At 70.5% G+C, this 17,284-nt stretch carries 18 protein-coding genes; 16 read left to right on the top strand and 2 right to left on the bottom strand.

Translation table 11 applies throughout. The features are described 5' to 3' along the window. Both chrA and AC1DOC_RS02895 read right to left on the bottom strand, forming a co-directional pair. A partial coding sequence (chrA, locus tag AC1DOC_RS02890; protein ID WP_478129382.1) for a chromate efflux transporter occupies nt 1-991 on the bottom strand: 991 nt, incomplete at its 3' end. Between the two features lie 139 nt (nt 992-1,130). Next, nucleotides 1,131-1,541, bottom strand: a complete 411-nt coding sequence (locus AC1DOC_RS02895) for a hypothetical protein (RefSeq protein WP_230537802.1) — start codon at nt 1,539-1,541, stop codon at nt 1,131-1,133. Nucleotides 1,542-1,682: 141 nt separating this feature from the next. On the opposite strand from AC1DOC_RS02895, the gene AC1DOC_RS02900 reads away from it, so the two are divergent. From AC1DOC_RS02900 to AC1DOC_RS02975, 16 genes are all read left to right on the top strand, one after another. Continuing rightward, on the top strand, nt 1,683-2,864 hold the full coding sequence (locus AC1DOC_RS02900; RefSeq protein WP_015865811.1) for a CaiB/BaiF CoA transferase family protein: 1,182 nt from the start codon (nt 1,683-1,685) through the stop codon (nt 2,862-2,864). A gap of 64 nt (nt 2,865-2,928) precedes the next feature. Then, nucleotides 2,929-3,942, top strand: a complete 1,014-nt coding sequence (locus AC1DOC_RS02905) for an AraC family transcriptional regulator (protein WP_478129383.1) — start codon at nt 2,929-2,931, stop codon at nt 3,940-3,942. A 98-nt stretch (nt 3,943-4,040) separates the two neighbouring features. After that, complete coding sequence (locus AC1DOC_RS02910; RefSeq protein ID WP_015865813.1) at nt 4,041-5,543, top strand: AMP-binding protein; 1,503 nt, start codon at nt 4,041-4,043, stop codon at nt 5,541-5,543. Further along, nucleotides 5,543-5,962 (top strand): PaaI family thioesterase, encoded by a 420-nt coding sequence (locus AC1DOC_RS02915; RefSeq protein WP_015865814.1) that lies wholly within the window; start codon nt 5,543-5,545, stop codon nt 5,960-5,962. Before AC1DOC_RS02910 ends, AC1DOC_RS02915 begins: the two co-directional genes overlap by 1 nt. A 46-nt stretch (nt 5,963-6,008) precedes the next feature. Continuing rightward, complete coding sequence (locus AC1DOC_RS02920; protein WP_015865815.1) at nt 6,009-6,989, top strand: tripartite tricarboxylate transporter substrate binding protein; 981 nt, start codon at nt 6,009-6,011, stop codon at nt 6,987-6,989. A 17-nt stretch (nt 6,990-7,006) separates the two neighbouring features. Further along, nucleotides 7,007-7,825 carry an SDR family oxidoreductase gene (locus AC1DOC_RS02925; RefSeq protein ID WP_041945785.1) on the top strand — a complete coding sequence of 273 codons (819 nt, stop codon included), beginning with the start codon at nt 7,007-7,009 and terminating at the stop codon, nt 7,823-7,825. After that, nucleotides 7,822-8,256: a PaaI family thioesterase gene (locus tag AC1DOC_RS02930; RefSeq protein ID WP_015865817.1), complete on the top strand. Its 435-nt coding sequence runs from the start codon at nt 7,822-7,824 to the stop codon at nt 8,254-8,256. Before AC1DOC_RS02925 ends, AC1DOC_RS02930 begins: the two co-directional genes overlap by 4 nt. 108 nt (nt 8,257-8,364) lie before the next feature. Next, entirely contained in the window at nt 8,365-9,549 is a 1,185-nt protein-coding gene (locus AC1DOC_RS02935) for a lipid-transfer protein (RefSeq protein ID WP_208856361.1), read from the top strand. Then, the gene (locus tag AC1DOC_RS02940; RefSeq protein WP_015865819.1) at nt 9,546-9,989 is read left to right on the top strand and encodes a MaoC family dehydratase N-terminal domain-containing protein; all 444 of its coding nucleotides are present in this window, start codon (nt 9,546-9,548) and stop codon (nt 9,987-9,989) included. The genes AC1DOC_RS02935 and AC1DOC_RS02940 overlap by 4 nt, the downstream gene beginning before the upstream one ends. Before the next feature lie 17 nt (nt 9,990-10,006). Next, nucleotides 10,007-10,435 carry a MaoC family dehydratase gene (locus tag AC1DOC_RS02945; RefSeq protein WP_041945786.1) on the top strand — a complete coding sequence of 143 codons (429 nt, stop codon included), beginning with the start codon at nt 10,007-10,009 and terminating at the stop codon, nt 10,433-10,435. Between the two features lie 21 nt (nt 10,436-10,456). Next, a complete protein-coding gene (locus tag AC1DOC_RS02950) occupies nt 10,457-11,296 on the top strand; it encodes an SDR family NAD(P)-dependent oxidoreductase (RefSeq protein WP_015865821.1) in 840 nt (279 codons plus the stop codon). Continuing rightward, entirely contained in the window at nt 11,293-12,459 is a 1,167-nt protein-coding gene (locus AC1DOC_RS02955) for an acyl-CoA dehydrogenase family protein (protein ID WP_015865822.1), read from the top strand. The genes AC1DOC_RS02950 and AC1DOC_RS02955 overlap by 4 nt, the downstream gene beginning before the upstream one ends. After that, a complete protein-coding gene (locus tag AC1DOC_RS02960; RefSeq protein WP_478129384.1) occupies nt 12,456-14,771 on the top strand; it encodes a long-chain-fatty-acid--CoA ligase in 2,316 nt (771 codons plus the stop codon). The genes AC1DOC_RS02955 and AC1DOC_RS02960 overlap by 4 nt, the downstream gene beginning before the upstream one ends. After that, nucleotides 14,768-15,157 (top strand): OB-fold domain-containing protein, encoded by a 390-nt coding sequence (locus tag AC1DOC_RS02965; RefSeq protein WP_015865825.1) that lies wholly within the window; start codon nt 14,768-14,770, stop codon nt 15,155-15,157. The genes AC1DOC_RS02960 and AC1DOC_RS02965 overlap by 4 nt, the downstream gene beginning before the upstream one ends. Further along, nucleotides 15,154-16,335, top strand: coding sequence for a thiolase (locus AC1DOC_RS02970; RefSeq protein ID WP_478129385.1), 1,182 nt, complete (start codon nt 15,154-15,156; stop codon nt 16,333-16,335). The genes AC1DOC_RS02965 and AC1DOC_RS02970 overlap by 4 nt, the downstream gene beginning before the upstream one ends. A 46-nt stretch (nt 16,336-16,381) precedes the next feature. Further along, nucleotides 16,382-17,284: Bug family tripartite tricarboxylate transporter substrate binding protein (locus AC1DOC_RS02975; protein ID WP_478129386.1), on the top strand; the 903-nt coding region annotated here is incomplete at its 3' end.

Raw genomic sequence — 17,284 nt, forward strand, 5'->3', positions numbered from 1 at the left:
GCTTCAGCCATCCGCCGACGAAGCCGACGAAAGCCACCACCATGATCAGCGGGCCCGGCGTCGTCTCACCCAGCGCCAGCCCGTCGATCATCTGCGCGCCGGAGAGCCAGTGGTATTGCTCGACCGCACCCTGGTAGACGTAGGGAAGCACGGCATAGGCGCCGCCGAAGGTCAGGAGCGCCGCCTTGGTGAAGAACCAGCCCATCTGCGTGAGCGTGCCGTGCAGCCCCTGCGTGGCGACAAGCATGCCCATCGCCAGCAGCCACAGGCCGAGCCCGGCCGCAAGGATCCCGGCCAGGCGCGAGCGCGAGAAGCGCGCATGCGGCGGCGTGGGCGTGTCGTCGTCGATGAGTGCCGGGCCGTAGCTCTGCGCGGCGCTGCCGTGGCCGCCGCCCGGCGCAAACACGCCGGGCGCCCATCGCGCGCCGAAGTGGCCGACCAGCCCGGCGGCCAGCACGATCGCGGGGAATGGCGTGTCGAAAGCGAAGATGGCCACGAAGGCGGCCGCGGCAATGCCCCACATCCACCGGTTCTTCAATGCGCGGCTGCCGATGCGATGCGCCGCGTGCAGCACCAGTGCGGTGACCGCCGGCTTGATGCCGTAGAAGATGCCGGCCACCACCGGCACGTTGCCGAAGCGCAGGTAGATCCACGACAGCGCGATCAGGATGAACAGCGAAGGCAGCACGAACAGTGCGCCCGCCACGATGCCGCCGCGGGTGCGGTGCATGAGCCAGCCGATGTAGGTGGCCAGCTGCTGCGCCTCGGGCCCGGGCAGCAGCATGCAGAAGTTCAGCGCATGCAGGAAGCGCTTTTCGCTGATCCAGCGCCGGCGCTCGACCAGCTCGGCATGCATGATCGCGATCTGTCCGGCGGGCCCGCCGAAGCTGATGAAGCCGAGCTTGAGCCAGAAGCGAAGCGCTTCGGCGAAGGAAACAGGCTGGGAGGGCGCAGGAAGCGCAGGAGGTGCGTCAGGCAAGGCGGTGTCCACGGAAGGCTCCGTTGTGAGTCACCAGCGCTTGGACGGGACACCGTCTGACTTTGCAGAACGGGAGGCTGTTTTCCCGATGCCGGCATCGTAACACCAGCCGCTGCGCTGCAGCTCCTGCGCGCAGGTTGGCGCGGCCGGTTCAAAGACCCAACCGCGTCAGGGCCCAGGCCACCGTGGCCAATTGCGCCACGTTGAGCATCATCCCGGCGACGTGCAGCCGGCGGAACCGGAAGATCGAAGTGTCAGCGGCCGGTATCGTGTGCCGCAGCATGTCCATGCGCGGGATGATGATCCAGCGGCGCAGCGCGAATGCCCAGGCTGCGATGAGAGCCATGCCCAGGGCGAAAGCGGGTTTGCCGGCCCACGTGTAGCTGAGTGCTGCCGCGCTCGCCGTCAGCATCACGGCAACGTAGTAGACGTTGAAAAGGCCCCGGATGAAGCGCGAGTCCAGCGGTGTGTCGTGCTTGAGCACCAGCAGTGGCAGCGAGCCCATCATGAAGAATCCCATCCAGACGAGCAGGACGACGGTCGCTATGAGCGCAATGACCATGGGGAGCATCTGAAACCTCCGCATCCCGAAGCATACGCCGGCAACAAGCCGCGCCATGGCGCCCCCTGACGCTTTTCGCCAATCGCCCGGAGCGGTGCCGCCATTGCCGCGCCGCCCCGCGCCGCCTAGATTGCAGCCCACATGACCTCTTCCCCCGAACCCATCGCCGGCGCAGCCAAAGGCGCGCCGCTCGCCGGCGTGCGCGTGCTCGACCTGACCCGCCTGCTGCCCGGTCCGCTCGGTGCCATGCACCTGGCCGACCTCGGCGCCGACGTGATCAAGATCGAAGACACCGGCGCCGGCGATTACGCGAGCCCCAGCGTGCGTGCGCTCGTCAACCGCAACAAGCGCGCGATCCGCATCGACCTGAAGCACGCGCAGGGCGTGGCCACGCTGCTGCGCCTGTGCCGCGAGGCCGACGTGCTGGTGGAGGGCTTCCGGCCCGGCGTGATGCAGCGGCTGGGCGTCGGCTATGAAGCGGTGGCGGCCGCGAACCCGCGCATCGTCTACTGCAGCATCAGCGGCTTCGGCCAGACCGGGCCGCTCAGCGACACGCCCGGGCACGACCTGAACTACGCGGCGCTTGCCGGCGTGGCCGACCAGGTCGGCAATGCCGCGGGACCGGCCCTGTCGAACCTGCCCGTGGCCGATCTGCTGGGTGGCACCATGACCGCGGTGGCCGGGATCCTGGCCGCGCTGTTCGATGCCGCGCGCAGCGGACGCGGGCGGCATGTCGACATCGCGATGGCCGACGGCGTGCTGGCCCATGCGGTGCTGCCGCTGGCCGGCCTGCACCAGCACGGCAGCGTGCCGCGCATCGGCCACAGCGCGCTGACGGGCGCGCTCGCCTGCTACGGCTACTACCGCACGGCCGACGGCCGGCAGCTGGCGGTGGGTGCGCTGGAGCCCAAGTTCTGGCACGACCTGTGCCGCCTGCTCGAGCGCCCCGACCTCGCACCGCTGCACCGCAGCGGCGATGCCGCCACCGAGGAGCGCCTGCGCGCGGAGCTGGCCGCGATCTTCGGCGCGCGGCCGCTCGCGCACTGGCGCGGCCTGTTCCACGACGGCACGGGCTGCGTGACGCCGGTGCTGCGCATCGACGAGACGCTGGCGCATCCGCATTTCCGCGCGCGCGGCATGCGCGTTGCGACCGATGACGCCGCGCCGCCGCAGCTCGGCTGCCCGATCAAGATGACCGGCTTCGAGCCGTCTGTTCCCCGCGCCGCCCCGCGCGCCGGCGAGCACACCGACGAGATCCTGCGGCAGGCCGGGCTCGATGCATCGGCCGTGGCCGCGCTGCGGGCCGCCGGCGCCATCGATTGAGGCACTGCCTCCCGGGGCGCTGCCTACAATCCCACCGGCCGAGTTGCAGCAACGGCCGCCACCGATGACGCTCACCCACCACACCGTTGCCATCCAGCAAGTGCACAGCATCCTGATGGGCGCGCGCCACCGCGGCGTCGATGCGGCGCGCGTGCTGGTCCGCGCGGGCATCGCGCCGTCGCTGCTGGAATCGCCGCTCGCGCGCATCTCGCAGCGCCAGTACGCGCTGCTGATCCGCGCGCTGCGTCGCGAGCTGCGCGACGAGATCTGGGGCCTCTTGAGCGGCCCGCTGCCGCCCGGCAGCTTCGGCCAGTGCATGCGCCAGCTGGTGCGCTGCGCCACGCTCGGCGAGGCCCTGCGCGAAGGCTTCGCTTCGTACCACCTGCTGCTGCACGACTTCGTGCCGCGCCTTGCGGTGCAGGGCAGCAGCGCGCATGTGCAGTTCGTGCTGCGGCGCGCTTCCGATGCGCGGCTCGACTATGCGGTGAAGGCCTTCATGCTGTTCGCCTTCAACGCCTCCTCCTGGCTGGTGGCGCGCCGCATTCCGCTGCTCGAGGTCGACTACACGGCCGAGCAGACCAACACCGAGACCTCGCGCGTCTACCAGGTGCCGATCCGTTACGGCCAGGCGCATGTGGGCATGTCGTTCGAGGCGCGCTGGCTCGACCTGCCGGTGGTGCAGTCGCCGCAGAGCCTGCGCGAATTCCTCGCGGGTTCGCCGGCCAACCTGATCGTGAAGTACCGCGACACCAGCAGCCTCACAGAGCGCATCCGCCGGTTGCTGCGCAAGGGCCTGGGCAGCGAGCTGCCGTCGCTGGAGGAAGTGGGCGAGGCGCTCGCGGTGACGCCGCAGACGCTGCGCCGTCGCCTGCGCGACGAAGGCCGCGGCTTCCAGCAGMTCAAGGACGAGCTGCGGCGCGACSYCGCCATCGACTACCTGCTGCACACGCCGCTGCCGCTGCTGGACATCGCCAACCGCGTGGGCTTCTCGGAAGCCAGCACCTTCCACCGCGCCTTCAAGCAGTGGACCGGCGTGGCGCCCGGCGAATACCGGCTGACGCACGGCCCGGAACGCTGAGCGGTTTCGCCAAGCCCTTTGGCGCTTCCCGCCATGGGTGCGGTGCGCGGTGCGGCCTAAGCTGTGCCGCATCTTCGTTACCCGTCGGTGGCTCCATCGTGTACCTGACCCAAGGCCTGCATCGCGCGCTCCAACGCAACCCCGGCATGGCGGCGCTCACCCACGTGGGCGACGCCGGCGTGCGCCGCCAGACGCATGCGCAGATGGCGGACGGCATCGCGCGGCAGGCGGCCGCGCTGGCCCGGCGCGGCATTGCGCGCGGCGACCGCGTGGCGCTGCTCGCGCCCAACAGCGACCAGCTGGTGCGGGCCATCCTCGCGTGCTGGTGGCTCGGCGCCGTCGCCTGTCCCTTGAACATCCGCTGGAGCACGCCGGAGCTCGCACATGCGCTGCAGGACAGCCAAGCCTCCTTGCTGCTCGTGCACGAAAGCCTGCGGGCGCTGACGCCGGCCGATGCACCCGCACTTGCACAGCTGGATGCGCTCGAAGAAGAAGGCGCGGCGCTGGAACCCTTGCCCGACTCGCGCACCGGCGGCGACGCGCTCGCCGCCATCCTCTACACCGGCGGCACCACCGGCCGCTCCAAGGGCGTGATGCTGAGCCACGCCAATTTCTGGACCGCATCGATGACGCGCGGCGCCGAACTCAACAATGCGCCCGATTCCGTCTCGCTGCTGGTGGCGCCGCTGTTCCACGTCGCCGGGCTCGGCCGCCTGGTGGGCCAGCTGATCGTCGGCGGCGGCTGCGTGACGATGGCGCAGTTCCGCCCCGCTGCGGTCATCGACGCCATCGAGGAGCATCGCATCGGCGACATCGTCGTGGTGCCGAGCATGCTGCAATCGCTGCTCGACGACGCGGCGTTCACGCCCGGGCGCGTGCGCAGCCTCACGCGCATCGCCTTCGGTGCGGCGCCGATGCCGCCCGACCTGCTCGACCGCGCGCTGGAAGCCTGGCCGCATGCCGAGTTCTTCCAGGCCTACGGCCTCACCGAAACCGCGGGCGCCGTGTGCATCAACCTGCCGTCGAACCACCGGGCGGAAGCGCGCGCGCTCGGCCGGCTGAACTCGGTCGGCCGCGCCGGCCTGGGCGCCGAGATCATCATCGCGGACGAGAGCGGCCGCGAACTGCCGCGCGGTGAAGTCGGCGAAGTGCTGGCGCGCGGGCCGATGGTGATGCAGGGCTACTGGCGCAACCCCGAGGCCACGGCCGCCGCGCTGCGAGACGGCTGGCTGCGCACCGGCGATGCGGGCCGCATGCTGCCCGACGGCCACCTGTTCATCGTCGACCGCCTGAAGGACATGATCATCAGCGGCGGCGAGAACGTCTACTGCGCCGAGGTGGAGGCCGCACTGCGCAGCCATCCGCAGGTGCGGCAGGCGGCGGTCATCGGCGTGCCCGATGCGCGCTGGGGCGAGGCGGTGCATGCGGCGGTCGTGCTGGCCGACGATGCGCGCGCCGATGCCGATGAACTGCGCGCCTGGTGCCGCGAGCGCCTGGCCGGCTACAAGTGCCCGCGGGGCATCAGCTTCCTGCGCGAGCTGCCGCTGTCGGCCGCGGGCAAGGTGCTGAAGAACGTGCTGCGCGAGCGGCTGCAGGCGTGATGCAACCCGTCACCGGTGCGGACCACCGCCACCTGTTCGGCCAGGTGCCGTTCATGCGGCTGCTGGAGGCGCGCCGCGAGTTCTCCGAAGGCGGCCGCGCGCGCCTCGTCATCGATGCGCGGCCCGAGCTCGGCAACGTCATCGGCGCCGTGCACGGCGGTGTGCTGGTCACGTTGCTCGACGTGGCGATGGCGAGCGCGGCGGTGTCGCTGTTCGGCTTTGCGCGCACCGCCGTCACGCTCAACCTCAACACCAGCTTCCACGCGCCGGGCCGCGGCCGTCTCACGGCCGACGGCGAAGTGGTGCAGCACGACGCCAGCGTGGCCTGGTGCCGCGCCACGGTCAGCGACGAGGCCGGCCGCCTGGTCGCGCAAGCGCAAGGGTCCTTCCGCTACCTGCCGCTGCCGCAGGCCGCCTGAGCCGCATGCGCCGCCGCCAATTTCAAACGACAGGAGACACGACACCATGAACCGCAGCTTCCGCCCGCTCAGCCGGCGCGCCGCGCTGGGCGCACTGATCGCCCTCGGCGCCGGCGCGGCCGCCCCGGCCTTGGCCGCCGAGCCGTATCCGAGCAAGCCGATCCTGCTCGTGCTGCCATTTCCGCCGGGCGGCTCCTTCGACCCGATCTTCCGCACGCTGGCCGAGGCCGCCTCCAGGGACCTGGGCCAGCCCATCGTGCTGATGCACAAGCCGGGCGCCGGCGGCGTCACCGGCACCGCATCGCTGGCGACCATGAACGAAGCCGACGGCTACACCATCGCGGTCATGCACAACTCGGTGATCCGCGCACCGCTGGTGCAGAAGGTGAGCTGGGATCCGCTCAAGGACTTCAGCTACCTGATCGGGCTGGCCGGCCTCGCCACCGGCATCGTGGTGGCCGCCGATGCGCCTTGGAAGACGCTGCCCGAGCTGCTGGCCGACGCCAGGAAGCGCCCCGGCGCCGTCAGCTGGGGCAACGTCGGCGCGATCAGCATCAACCGCATCTACGCCGAGCGGCTCGCCAGGCAGGCGGGCACCTCCTTCAACCTGGTGCCCTACAAGGGCGGCAGCGAGGCCTTCCAGGCGGTGATCGGCCGCCACCTCGACGTCTACGGCGATCCCGGCTTCGGGCCCCAGGTGCAGGGCGGCAAGGTGCGCCTGCTCGCCACCTTCACCGCCGAGCGCCTGAAGCGCTACGACGCGCCGACCGTCAAGGAGCTGGGCCACGACATGGTGATCGAGTCGCCGGTGGGCCTGGTCGCGCCGAAGAACCTTGATCCGAAGATTGCCGCCAGGCTGCACACGGCCTTCAGCAAGGCCGCGGCGGACCCGGCCTACCTCCAGCAGCTGGATCTGTTCGACATGCAGCCCAAGCTGATGACCGGCGAGGGCTATGCCGGCTACGCCCGTGCGCAGTTCGAGCGCGAACGCAAGATGCTGGCCGAGATCGGCTTCAAGCCGGAGTGAACACAGCGATGAACCCCATGGATTTTTCCGCCTTCGATTTCTCGGGCCGCCACGTGGCCGTGGCCGGCGGCTCCAGCGGCATCAACTTCGGCATCGCGCAGGCTTTTGCGCGCGCCGGTGCGCGCCTCACGGTGCTCAGCCGCTCGGCCGACAAGGTGGCCGCGGCGGCGCAGCAGCTCGAGGCGCTCGGCACGCAGGCCCTGGGCATTGCGGCCGACGTGCGCCAGCCCGAGGCGCTGGAACGCGCCTTCGCGCAGGGCGCCGAGCGCTTCGGCCCCATCGACGTGCTGGTCTCGGGCGCCGCGGGCAACTTTCTTGCGAGCGCGCTCGACATGTCGCCCAATGCCTTCAAGACGGTGGTCGACATCGACCTGCTGGGCAGCTTCAACGTCGCGCGGCTCGCGCATGCGCACCTGCGCCGGCCCGGCGCCTGYGTGATCCAGATCTCGGCCGGCCAGGCCTTCACGCCCACGCCCTTCCAGGCCCATGTGTGCGCGGCCAAGGCGGGTGTCGACATGCTGACGCAGGTGCTCGCGCTCGAGTGGGGCCCGCAGGGCATCCGCATCAACTCCATCGTGCCCGGGCCGATCGCCGACACCGAGGGCCTGAAGCGGCTCGCGCCCACCGAAGGCACCATGGCCGCGATGGCCGATCGCGTGCCGCTCAAGCGCCTGGGCCGCATCGAGGACATCAGCCGCATGGCGATGATGCTCGCGAGCGACTGGGGCTCCTACATCACGGGCGCCGTCATTCCCGTGGACGGCGGCCTGGCGCTGACCGGGCCGCGCGATTTCACGGCGGCAGCGGCCGCGTCGAAGCGGGGGTCCGCGCCATGAGCCTGCACCTTGCGAGCGCGCCGCAGGAAGGCGACGGCCGGCCGCGCAGCGGACCGCAGCGCCACGTGCCCTTTTCCGAGCACCTCGGGCTCAGGCTCGAGCATGCGGAGGGCGGCGAATCGCTGGTGTCGGTGGTGCTGCGCCCCGAACTGCTGAACAACCACGCGAGCGGCCACGGCGGCGTGCTGATGACCCTGCTCGACAGCGCGATGGCGCATGCCGCGCTCTCGCGCGTGGGCTATGCACGCGAGGTCGTCACGGTCGACATGCACATCGCCTTCATGCGGCCCGCGGGCGGGCTGCTGCAGGCGCAGGGGCGCGCCACGGGCGGCGGGCGTTCGGTGTGCTTTTGCGAGGCCACCGTCACCGATGCCAGCGGCGAGGTGGCGGCGCGTGCGATGGGTACCTTCCGCTACCGCGACCCGGCTTGAGCGTTTCGGCCAATCGTTTTGGGCCGATCCGCGATTGTTGAAGCCCGCGCAGCGGCGGAGACTTCATCCATCGTCACCGCGTCTCATCCAGGAGTTTCCATGACACGTATGCAGCGCCCCGTCCATGTGGTCGGCGTGGGCATGATCCCCTTCACCAAGCCCGGCGCCAGCGACCCCTACACCGTGATGGGTGCGCGCGCCGCCAGGCTTGCGCTCGACGACGCCGGCGTCGACTATTCACTGGTGCAGCAGGCCTATGTCGGCTATGTCTACGGCGACTCCACCGCGGGGCAGGCCGCCATCTACGGCGTCGGCCTGAGCGGCATTCCGGTGTTCAACCTCAACAACAACTGCTCCACCGGCTCCAGCGCGCTGTTCCTCGCGCGCCAGGCGGTCGAGAGCGGCATGGTCGAATGCGCGATCGCGCTCGGCTTTGAGCAGATGCAGCCCGGCGCGCTCAAGGGCGCCTACGACGACCGCCCCTCGCCGATGGCGCGCTTCGCCGAGACCATGGCCGAAAAGCAGGGCTACGTGCCCGAAGCGCCGCGCGCCGCGCAGTTCTTCGGCGGCGCCGGCCGCGACTACATGGCGCAGCACGGCATCCGGCGCGATACCTTCGGCCGCATCTCGGTGAAGGCGCGCCAGCATGCGGCGCGCAACCCGCTCGCGGTGTTCCGCCAGACGCTGACGCTCGACGAGGTGATGGCCTCGCCGCTGGTGTTCGATCCGCTCACGCGCTTCCAGTGCTGCCCGCCCACCTGCGGCGCGGCCGCGGCCATCGTCTGCTCGGCCGAGTTCGCAGAGAAGCACGGCCTCGACATGCGCGTGGTGATCGCCGCGCAGGCCATGACCACCGATACGCCTTCCACCTTCGAGAGCAAGGACATGCGCAAGCTGGTCGGCTACGACATGACCGCCGCCGCCGCCCGCCAGGTGTACGAAGACGCCGGCATCGGCCCCGAGGAACTCGACGTGGTGGAGCTGCACGACTGCTTCACCGCCAACGAGCTCATCACCTACGAGGCGCTGGGCCTCACGCCCGAGGGCACGGCCGAGCGCTTCATCGTCGAGGGCGACAACACCTACGGCGGGCGCGTGGTAACCAATCCTTCGGGCGGCCTGCTGTCCAAGGGCCATCCGCTCGGCGCCACGGGCCTTGCGCAGTGCGCGGAGCTGGTGTGGCAATTGCGCGGCCGGGCCGAGCAGCGCCAGGTCGAAGGCGCACGGCTCGCGCTGCAGCACAACCTGGGCCTGGGCGGCGCCTGCGTGGTCACGCTCTATCAATCCAGATGATCGACCGCCGCCACATCGGCCACCAGCTCCCGCCCTTCCAGGTGGAAGTGGAAAAAGGCCGCCTGCGCTTCTTCGCCAAGGCCACGGGCCAGGCCGATCCCGTCTACATCGACGAGGCCGCCGCGCACGATGCGGGGCATCCGGGCCTGCCGGTGCCGCCCACCTTTCTCTTCTGCCTGGAGATGGAGGCGCCCAACCCGGCCGCCATCCGCGAGCTGCTGGGCATGGACTACCGCAGCCTGCTGCACGGCGAGCAGGGCTTCAGCTACCACGCGATGGCCTATGCGGGCGACACGCTCACCTTCCGCCAGCGCATCGAGGACATCTACGACAAGAAGAACGGCGCGCTCGAATTCGTCGTGCGCAAGACCGCCGTCAGCAACCAGCGCGATGAGCTCGTGGCCGAGCTGCGCTGCGTGACCGTCGTGCGCAACTCATGAAGAACCGGAAGTTTGCGATGACCACCGCCACCCTCCCCGACTGGAACGCACTGCAGCCCGGCGACGCCCTGCCCCCGCTCGAATTGCCGCCGATCCGCCGGCTCGACCTGGCGCTGTACTGCGGTGCCTCGGGCGACCACAACCCGATCCACGTCGACATCGACTTCGCCAGATCCGCCGGCATGCCCGACGTGTTCGCGCACGGCATGCTCTCGGCGGCCTGGCTCGCGCGGCTGCTGACCCATTGGGTGCCGCAGCCGGCGATCCGCTCGCTCGACCTGCGCTTTGCCGCCATCACCCAGGTGGGCGAGCGCATCCGCTGCACCGGCACGGTGGCCGAGAAGTTCGAGCACGAGGGCCGGCGCAGCGTGCGGCTGAAGCTCATGACGGCCAACCACGAAGGCGCCGCCAGGCTGAGCGCCGAGGCACTGGTCGCCTGGCCCTGACACATCCCGAGGAGACAACCCATGAACAGCAGCACCCACAGAAAACTCGAAGGCAAGGTCGCCATCGTTTCCGGCTCCGGCCGCGGCATCGGGCGCGAGATCGCGCTCAAGCTCGCAGGCGACGGCGCGCGCGTGGTCATCAACGACCTCGATGCCGGACCCGCCGCGCAGACCGTCAATGACATCGTGGCAGCGGGCGGCAGCGCCATCGCCTGCCCTGGCAGCGTGACGGACGCCGGCTTTGCCGACCGCTTCGTGCGCACCGCGGTCGACAGCTACGGCGGCCTGGACATCGTCGTCAACAACGCCGGCTACACCTGGGACAACGTGGTGCAGAAGATGAGCGACGAGCAGTGGGAAGCGATGCTGGCCGTGCACCTCACGGCGCCATTCCGCATCCTGCGCGCGGCCTCCAGCTTCATCCGCGATGCGGCCAGGCGCGAAGCCGACGAAGGCCGCGAGGTGTTCCGCAAGGTGGTCAACATCTCGTCCACCTCGGGCGTGTACGGCAACGCAGGCCAGGCCAACTACGCGGCCGCCAAGGCCGGCATCAACGGCCTGACCAAGGCCATGGCCAAGGAATGGGGCCGCTACAAGGTCACGGTCAACAGCGTGGCCTTCGGCCTGATCAAGACGCGGCTGACCGAAGCCGATGCCGGCGCGGGCGCGAGCATCGACATCGAGGGCCGGCAGATCAAGGTCGGCGTCAACCCGCAGATCCTCAAGAACGCCGAGGCGCTGATCCCGCTCGGCCGCGGCGGCACGCCGCAGGAAGCAGCGGGCGCGGTCTACCTGTTCTGCATTCCGGAGTCGAACTACGTGAGCGGCCAGGTGCTGGTCTGCGGAGGCGGGCGGCCATGACCGGCGGGGCCGTCGCCACGCGGCCGTGGATGAACGAAGAACTCGAGATGCTGCGCACCAGCGCGCGCCGCTTCTTCGAGCGCGAATGCGTTCCCCACGAGCCGCGCTGGCGTGCGCAGCACCATGCCGACCGCGAGATCTGGACCAAGGCCGGTGCGGCCGGGCTGCTGTGCGCCAGCATCCCCGAAGAATATGGCGGCGGCGGCGGCAGCTTCCTGCACGAGGCGGTGATCTGCGAGGAGCAGATGCGCGCCATGGCGCAGGGTTTCAGCAACAACGTGCACAGCGGCATCGTCGCCCACTACCTGCTGGCCTACGGCACCGAGGCGCAGAAGCAGCGCTGGCTGCCGCGCATGGCCAGCGGCGAGCTGGTGGCGGCCATCGCCATGACCGAGCCCGGCGCCGGCACCGACCTGCAGCGCATCAAGACGCAGGCACGGCGCGACGGCGGCCACTGGCGCATCAGCGGCAGCAAGACCTTCATCACCAACGGCATGCACGCGGGCCTGGTCTGCGTCGCGGCCAGGACCGATGCGGCGGCCGGCGGCAAGGGCATCTCGCTGCTGATGGTCGAGACCGAGGGCACTTCAGGTTTCCGCCGCGGGCCGCTGCTCGACAAGATGGGCCAGAAGACGCTCGACACCACCGAACTGTTCTTCGACGACGTGCGCGTGCCGGCCGACCACCTGCTGGGCGGCGAAGAGGGCCGCGGCTTCGCGCAGCTCATGCAGCAACTGCCGCGCGAGCGCTTGCTGATCGCGGTCGGCGCGGTCGCGACCATGCAGCGCGCCATCGGCGACACGCTCGGCTACGTGCGCGACCGCCAGGTGTTCGGTGAGCCGCTTTTGAAGATGCAGAACACCCGCTTCAAGCTGGCTGAATGCGAGACGCAGGCGCAGGTGGCGCGCGCCTTCGTCGACGACTGCATCGCACGCCTGATGCAGGGCGAGCTCGACGTGCCGACGGCCGCCATGGCCAAGTGGTGGACCACCGACGCCTGCTGCCGCATCGTCGACGAATGCCTGCAGCTGCACGGCGGCTACGGCTTCATGAACGAATACCCCGTCGCGCGGCTCTATGCCGATGTGCGCGTGGGCCGCATCTACGGCGGCGCCAACGAGGTGATGAAGGAAATCATCGCGCGGGCGATGGAAAAGCAATGAACGCCAGGCCGCCGCACTTCCGCTTCTGGCCCAAGGGCGTGGCGCGCGAGCTGCGCGTGCCGCGCGCCACGCTGCCCGACTACCTGGACACCGCGGCGCGCCGCTATCCCGGCAAGCCCGCCATCGTCTACTGCGGCGCGGCCACCTCCTATGCGCAGCTGCGCGAACGCGTCGACGCGCTGGCCGGCTACCTGCAGCAGCGCCTGGGCGTCGCGCCCGGCGACCGCGTGCTGCTCGCGAGCCAGAACTGCCCGCAGTTCGTGACGGCCTTCTACGCCGTGCTGCGCGCGGGCGCCGTGGTGGTGCCGGTGAACCCGATGAGCAAGGCCGCGGAGGTGCGGCACTACGCGGCAGACAGCGGTGCGCGCATCGCCTTCGTCGCGCAGGAGCTGCTGCCCGTGCTCGCGTTCGGCGAAGGCGAAGGCGAGCTGCGCGCCGCGCTCGTCCATGCCTATGCCGACGCGATTGATGCGTCGGCGAGCGACGACGCGCTGCCCGGCTGGGTCACGGCGCCGCGCGCGCCACTCGACGACGCGCGACTGCATGGCTTCGAGCAGGCGATCGCGCTCGGCCTCGCGCCCGCGGCATTGCCCCTGTTGCCCGACGACCTGGCCGTGCTGCCCTACACCTCGGGCACCACAGGCCACCCGAAGGGCTGCATGCACACCCATGCGACGCTGCTGGCCTCGCTCGCTTCCTCGGCGGTGTGGAAGCAGCTGCATGTGGAGACGGTCACGCTGGCCGTTGCGCCGCTCTTCCACATGCTGGGCCTGCAGAACGGCATGAACCTGCCGATGTTCCTGGGCGCCACCGCGGTGATGATGCCGCGCTGGGACCCGGCGATGGCCGCGCGCCTGATCGAGCGCCATGCGGTCACGGCCTGGTCGGCGCCGCCGGCGATGGTGATCGACCTGTTCTCCCACGCCGAAGCCGAGCGGCGCGACCTCTCGAGCCTGGCGCTGCTGTCGGGCGGCGGCGCCGCGATGCCCGAGGCGGTGGCCGCCATGCTCCTGCAGCGCCGCGGCCTTTCGTACAACGAAGGCTATGGCCTGACCGAGACCGCATCCTTCCTGCACGCCAATCCGCCCGCACGCGGCAAGCGCCAGTGCCTGGGCACGCCGACGCAGGGCGTGGACTCGCGCATCGTCGATCCGGTCACGTTCGAGGAACTGCCGCCTGGCGAGGTGGGCGAGCTGGTCACGCGCGGCGCGCAGCTCATGAAGGGCTACTGGCGCAACCCGGAGGCTGACCGCGAGGCCTTCATCGAGATCGGCGGCCAGCGCTTCTTCCGCACCGGCGACCTGGCCTCGATGGACGAGGACGGCTACTTCTTCCTGCGCGACCGGCTCAAGCGAATGATCAATGCCTCGGGCTACAAGGTCTGGCCCACCGAAGTGGAGAACGCGATGTACGAGCATCCGGCCATCCACGAGGCCTGCGTGATCGCGGTGCCCGACGGCAGGCGCGGCGAATCGGTCAAGGCGCTGGTGGTGCTCAAGCCCGCGCTGCGCGGCCACGTCGCCGAAGAGGACATCGTCGCCTGGTGCCGCGAGCGCATGGCCGTCTACGACACGCCCGCCAACCGCAACGCGCTCGCCCCCGCCATGCGCGACGAGCTCGCCCGGGCCATCGCGCAGGTGCGCGGCGACCCCGAGGTGCGCGCGCTGGTGCTGGCCGGCGCCAACGGCCAGTTCTGCTCAGGCGGCGACCTGCGCGGCATTGCCGATGCAAAGCTCGACAACGCCGGCTGGCGCGAGCGCATGCAGGCCACGCAGCGCTGGTTCAGCGAGCTGATCCTGCTCGACAAGCCCGTGATCGCCGCGGTCGATGGCGCGGCCTATGGCGCGGGCTTCAGCCTGGCGCTCGCGGCCGACTTCGTGCTCGCAAGCCCGCGCGCGCGCTTCTGCATGTCGTTTCTCAAGCTCGGCCTGGTGCCGGACTGCGGCGCCTTCTACACCTTGCCGCGCGTGGTGGGCGCGCAGCGCGCACGCGAGCTGATGCTGTCGGCGCGCGAGGTCGGCGCGGCCGAGGCGCTCGAGCTCGGCATTGCGATGGAACTGCACGAACCCGCGCAGCTGCTGCCGCGCGCGCTGGCGCTGGCCCAGAGCTTTGCCGGCGCCTCGCCCCTGGCCGTGAGCCTGGTGAAGCGCGCCACCGGCGATGCCGGCGCGCTGGCCGCGCTGCTCGACACCGAGGCGAACGCGCAGGCGCTGGCCTTCGGCAGTGCCGAGCACCGCGAGGCGGTGAACCATTTCCTCGACAAGAAGCCGCTGCCCTTCCAGTGGCCGGTCCACAAGGAGCAAGCCCGATGAACGACCACCGCCTCGGCGTGCAGGCCTTCCACCAGCGCGAGCTGGACGCCGGCCGTTTCCTGCTGCAGCGCTGCGGCGACTGCGGCCGCCACGTCTACTACCCGCGCGAAAGCTGTCCGCACTGCGGCGGCACGGCGCTCGAATGGAAGGCGCCTGGCGGCCTGGGCACCGTGCATGCCGTGACGACCGTGCGGCGCAAGCCGGCCGACGGCGGCGACCTCAACGTGAGCCTGGTCGATCTCGACGAAGGCGTGCGGCTCATGAGCCGCATCGAGAACCTCGCGCCCGAAGCGGTGCGCATCGGCCAGCGCGTCCGCGCGCGGGTGCAGGTGAAGGACGGCCGCGGCCTGGTGCTGTTCGATGCCGTCGAAGGAGCCACTCGATGAGCGCGGAACTGAAGGCCTTGCGCGGCAGCGCGGCCATCGCCGGCGCCGCCACCTTCGGCTGCGGCGAAGCGCCGGGCTTCACCGACATGGAACTGCTGGCGCGCGCCGCGCGCGCGGCGGTGGCGGATGCGGGCCTTCAGATGCGCGACATCGACGGCCTCTGCACCGCCAGCGCCTCGGCCGCAATGTGGACGCTGCCGGTGGTCGAATACCTGGGCCTCAATCCGCGCTACATCGACGGCACCATGCTGGGCGGCAGCAGCTTCATCGCGCACCTGCTGCCCGCGATGCAGGCCATCCGTTCGGGCCAATGCAGCGCGGTGCTCATCTGCTACGGCAGCGCGCAGCGCAGTGCCGCCTTCGGCCGGAGAGAGATCGTGGCGGCGCGCCGCTTTCTCGACCCGCAGCCCTACGAGCACCCTTACGAGCCGATGCTGCCGGTGTCGGCCTACGCGCTGGCGGCGTCGCGCCACATGCACGAATTCGGCACCACGCGCGAGCAGCTGGCCGACGTGGCGGTGGCCGCGCGCGCCTGGGCCGGGCTCAACCCCGAAGCCTTCATGCGCGAGCCGCTCACGCGCGCAGACGTGCTGGGCGCCCGCATGGTGTCGGACCCGCTGGGCGTGCGCGACTGCTGCCTGGTCACCGATGGCGCCGGCGCCTGCGTGCTGGTGAGCGCCGAGCGCGCGAGGGACCTGCCGAGAAAGCCGGTCTATGTGCTGGGCAACGCCACGGCGGTGTGGAACCGGCAGATCTCCTCGATGGCGGACCTCACCGTCACGGCGGCCCGCCAATCGGGCCGCGAGGCCTTCGCGATGGCCGGGCTCGCACCCGCGGACATGGACGTGGTGCAGCTGTACGACGCCTTCACCATCAACACGCTGCTGTTCCTCGAAGACCTGGGCTTCTGCCCCAAGGGCGAAGGCGGCCGCTTCGTGGCCGACGGCGCCATTGCCCCCGGCGGCCGGCTGCCCGTGAACACCAACGGCGGCGGGCTGTCGTGCGTGCATCCCGGCATGTACGGCATCTTCGCGCTCATCGAGACCGTGCGGCAGTTGCGCGGCGAATGCGGCGAGCGCCAGGTGRAGAACGCGCAGACCGCGCTCGCGCATGGCAACGGCGGCATGCTGTCGAGCCAGGCCACCGCGATCCTGGGCACGGCCGAAGCGCTGCGTTGAGCCGAATCGAGCCGAGTTATTCCACCCCCGAAGAGGAGACAAGCCCATGAAGACGACATCGATGCTGGTACGAAGGCTCTGCGCGGCCGCAGGCCTGGCGCTTCTGCTCAGCGCGCCGGCCTTGGCACAAACAGCCACGCAAACGGCCGCGCACTCCGCCTATCCGAGCCAGCCGCTCAAGCTGATCGTGCCCTACCCCGCCGGCGGCGCCACCGACGCGCTGGCGCGCACCATCGGCCAGAAGCTGCAGGAAGCCTGGGGGCAGACTGTGCTGGTGGAGAACCGCCCCGGCGCCGGCGGCACCATCGGCAACGGCTTCGTCGCCAAGGCGCCGGCCGACGGCCACACGCTGCTCATCGCCATCACCGCGCTGATCCAGCAGCCGCCGCTCATGGACAAGCTCGCCTACGACCCACTGAAGGACTTCGCGCCCGTCACCATGATTGCGCGCAGCCCCAGCATGCTGGCCGTGCCGCTCGATTCGCCCGCAAAGAACCTCAAGGACTTCATCGCGATGGTGAAGCAGAGCCCCGGCAAGTACAACTTCGGCAGCTACGGCGCCGGCACTTCGTCGCACATCCAGGGCGCGCTGTTGAACATGCAGGCCGGCATCGACCTGGTGCACGTGCCGTTCCAGGGCGCCGCGCCACTGGTCACCAACCTGGTGGGCGGCCAGCTCGCCTCGGCCTTCATCGACAGCGCCACCGCGCGGCCGCACCTCAAGTCGATGCGCCCGCTGGCCGTGACCGGCACGCAGCGCATGCCCGGCCTGCCCGACGTGCCCACCTTCGCCGAGCTGGGCTTTCACTCCTTCGACCCCTACGGCTGGTTCGGCGTGTTCCTGCCCGCCGCCACGCCCGCGCCGGTGGTGCAGAAGCTGTCCGACGAGATCGACCGCATCGTGCACCTGCCCGACGTGAGCGCCAAGATCGAGGCGCTGGGCCTGCAG

The sequence above is a fragment of the Variovorax sp. 01T439_2 genome, from assembly GCF_056398445.1.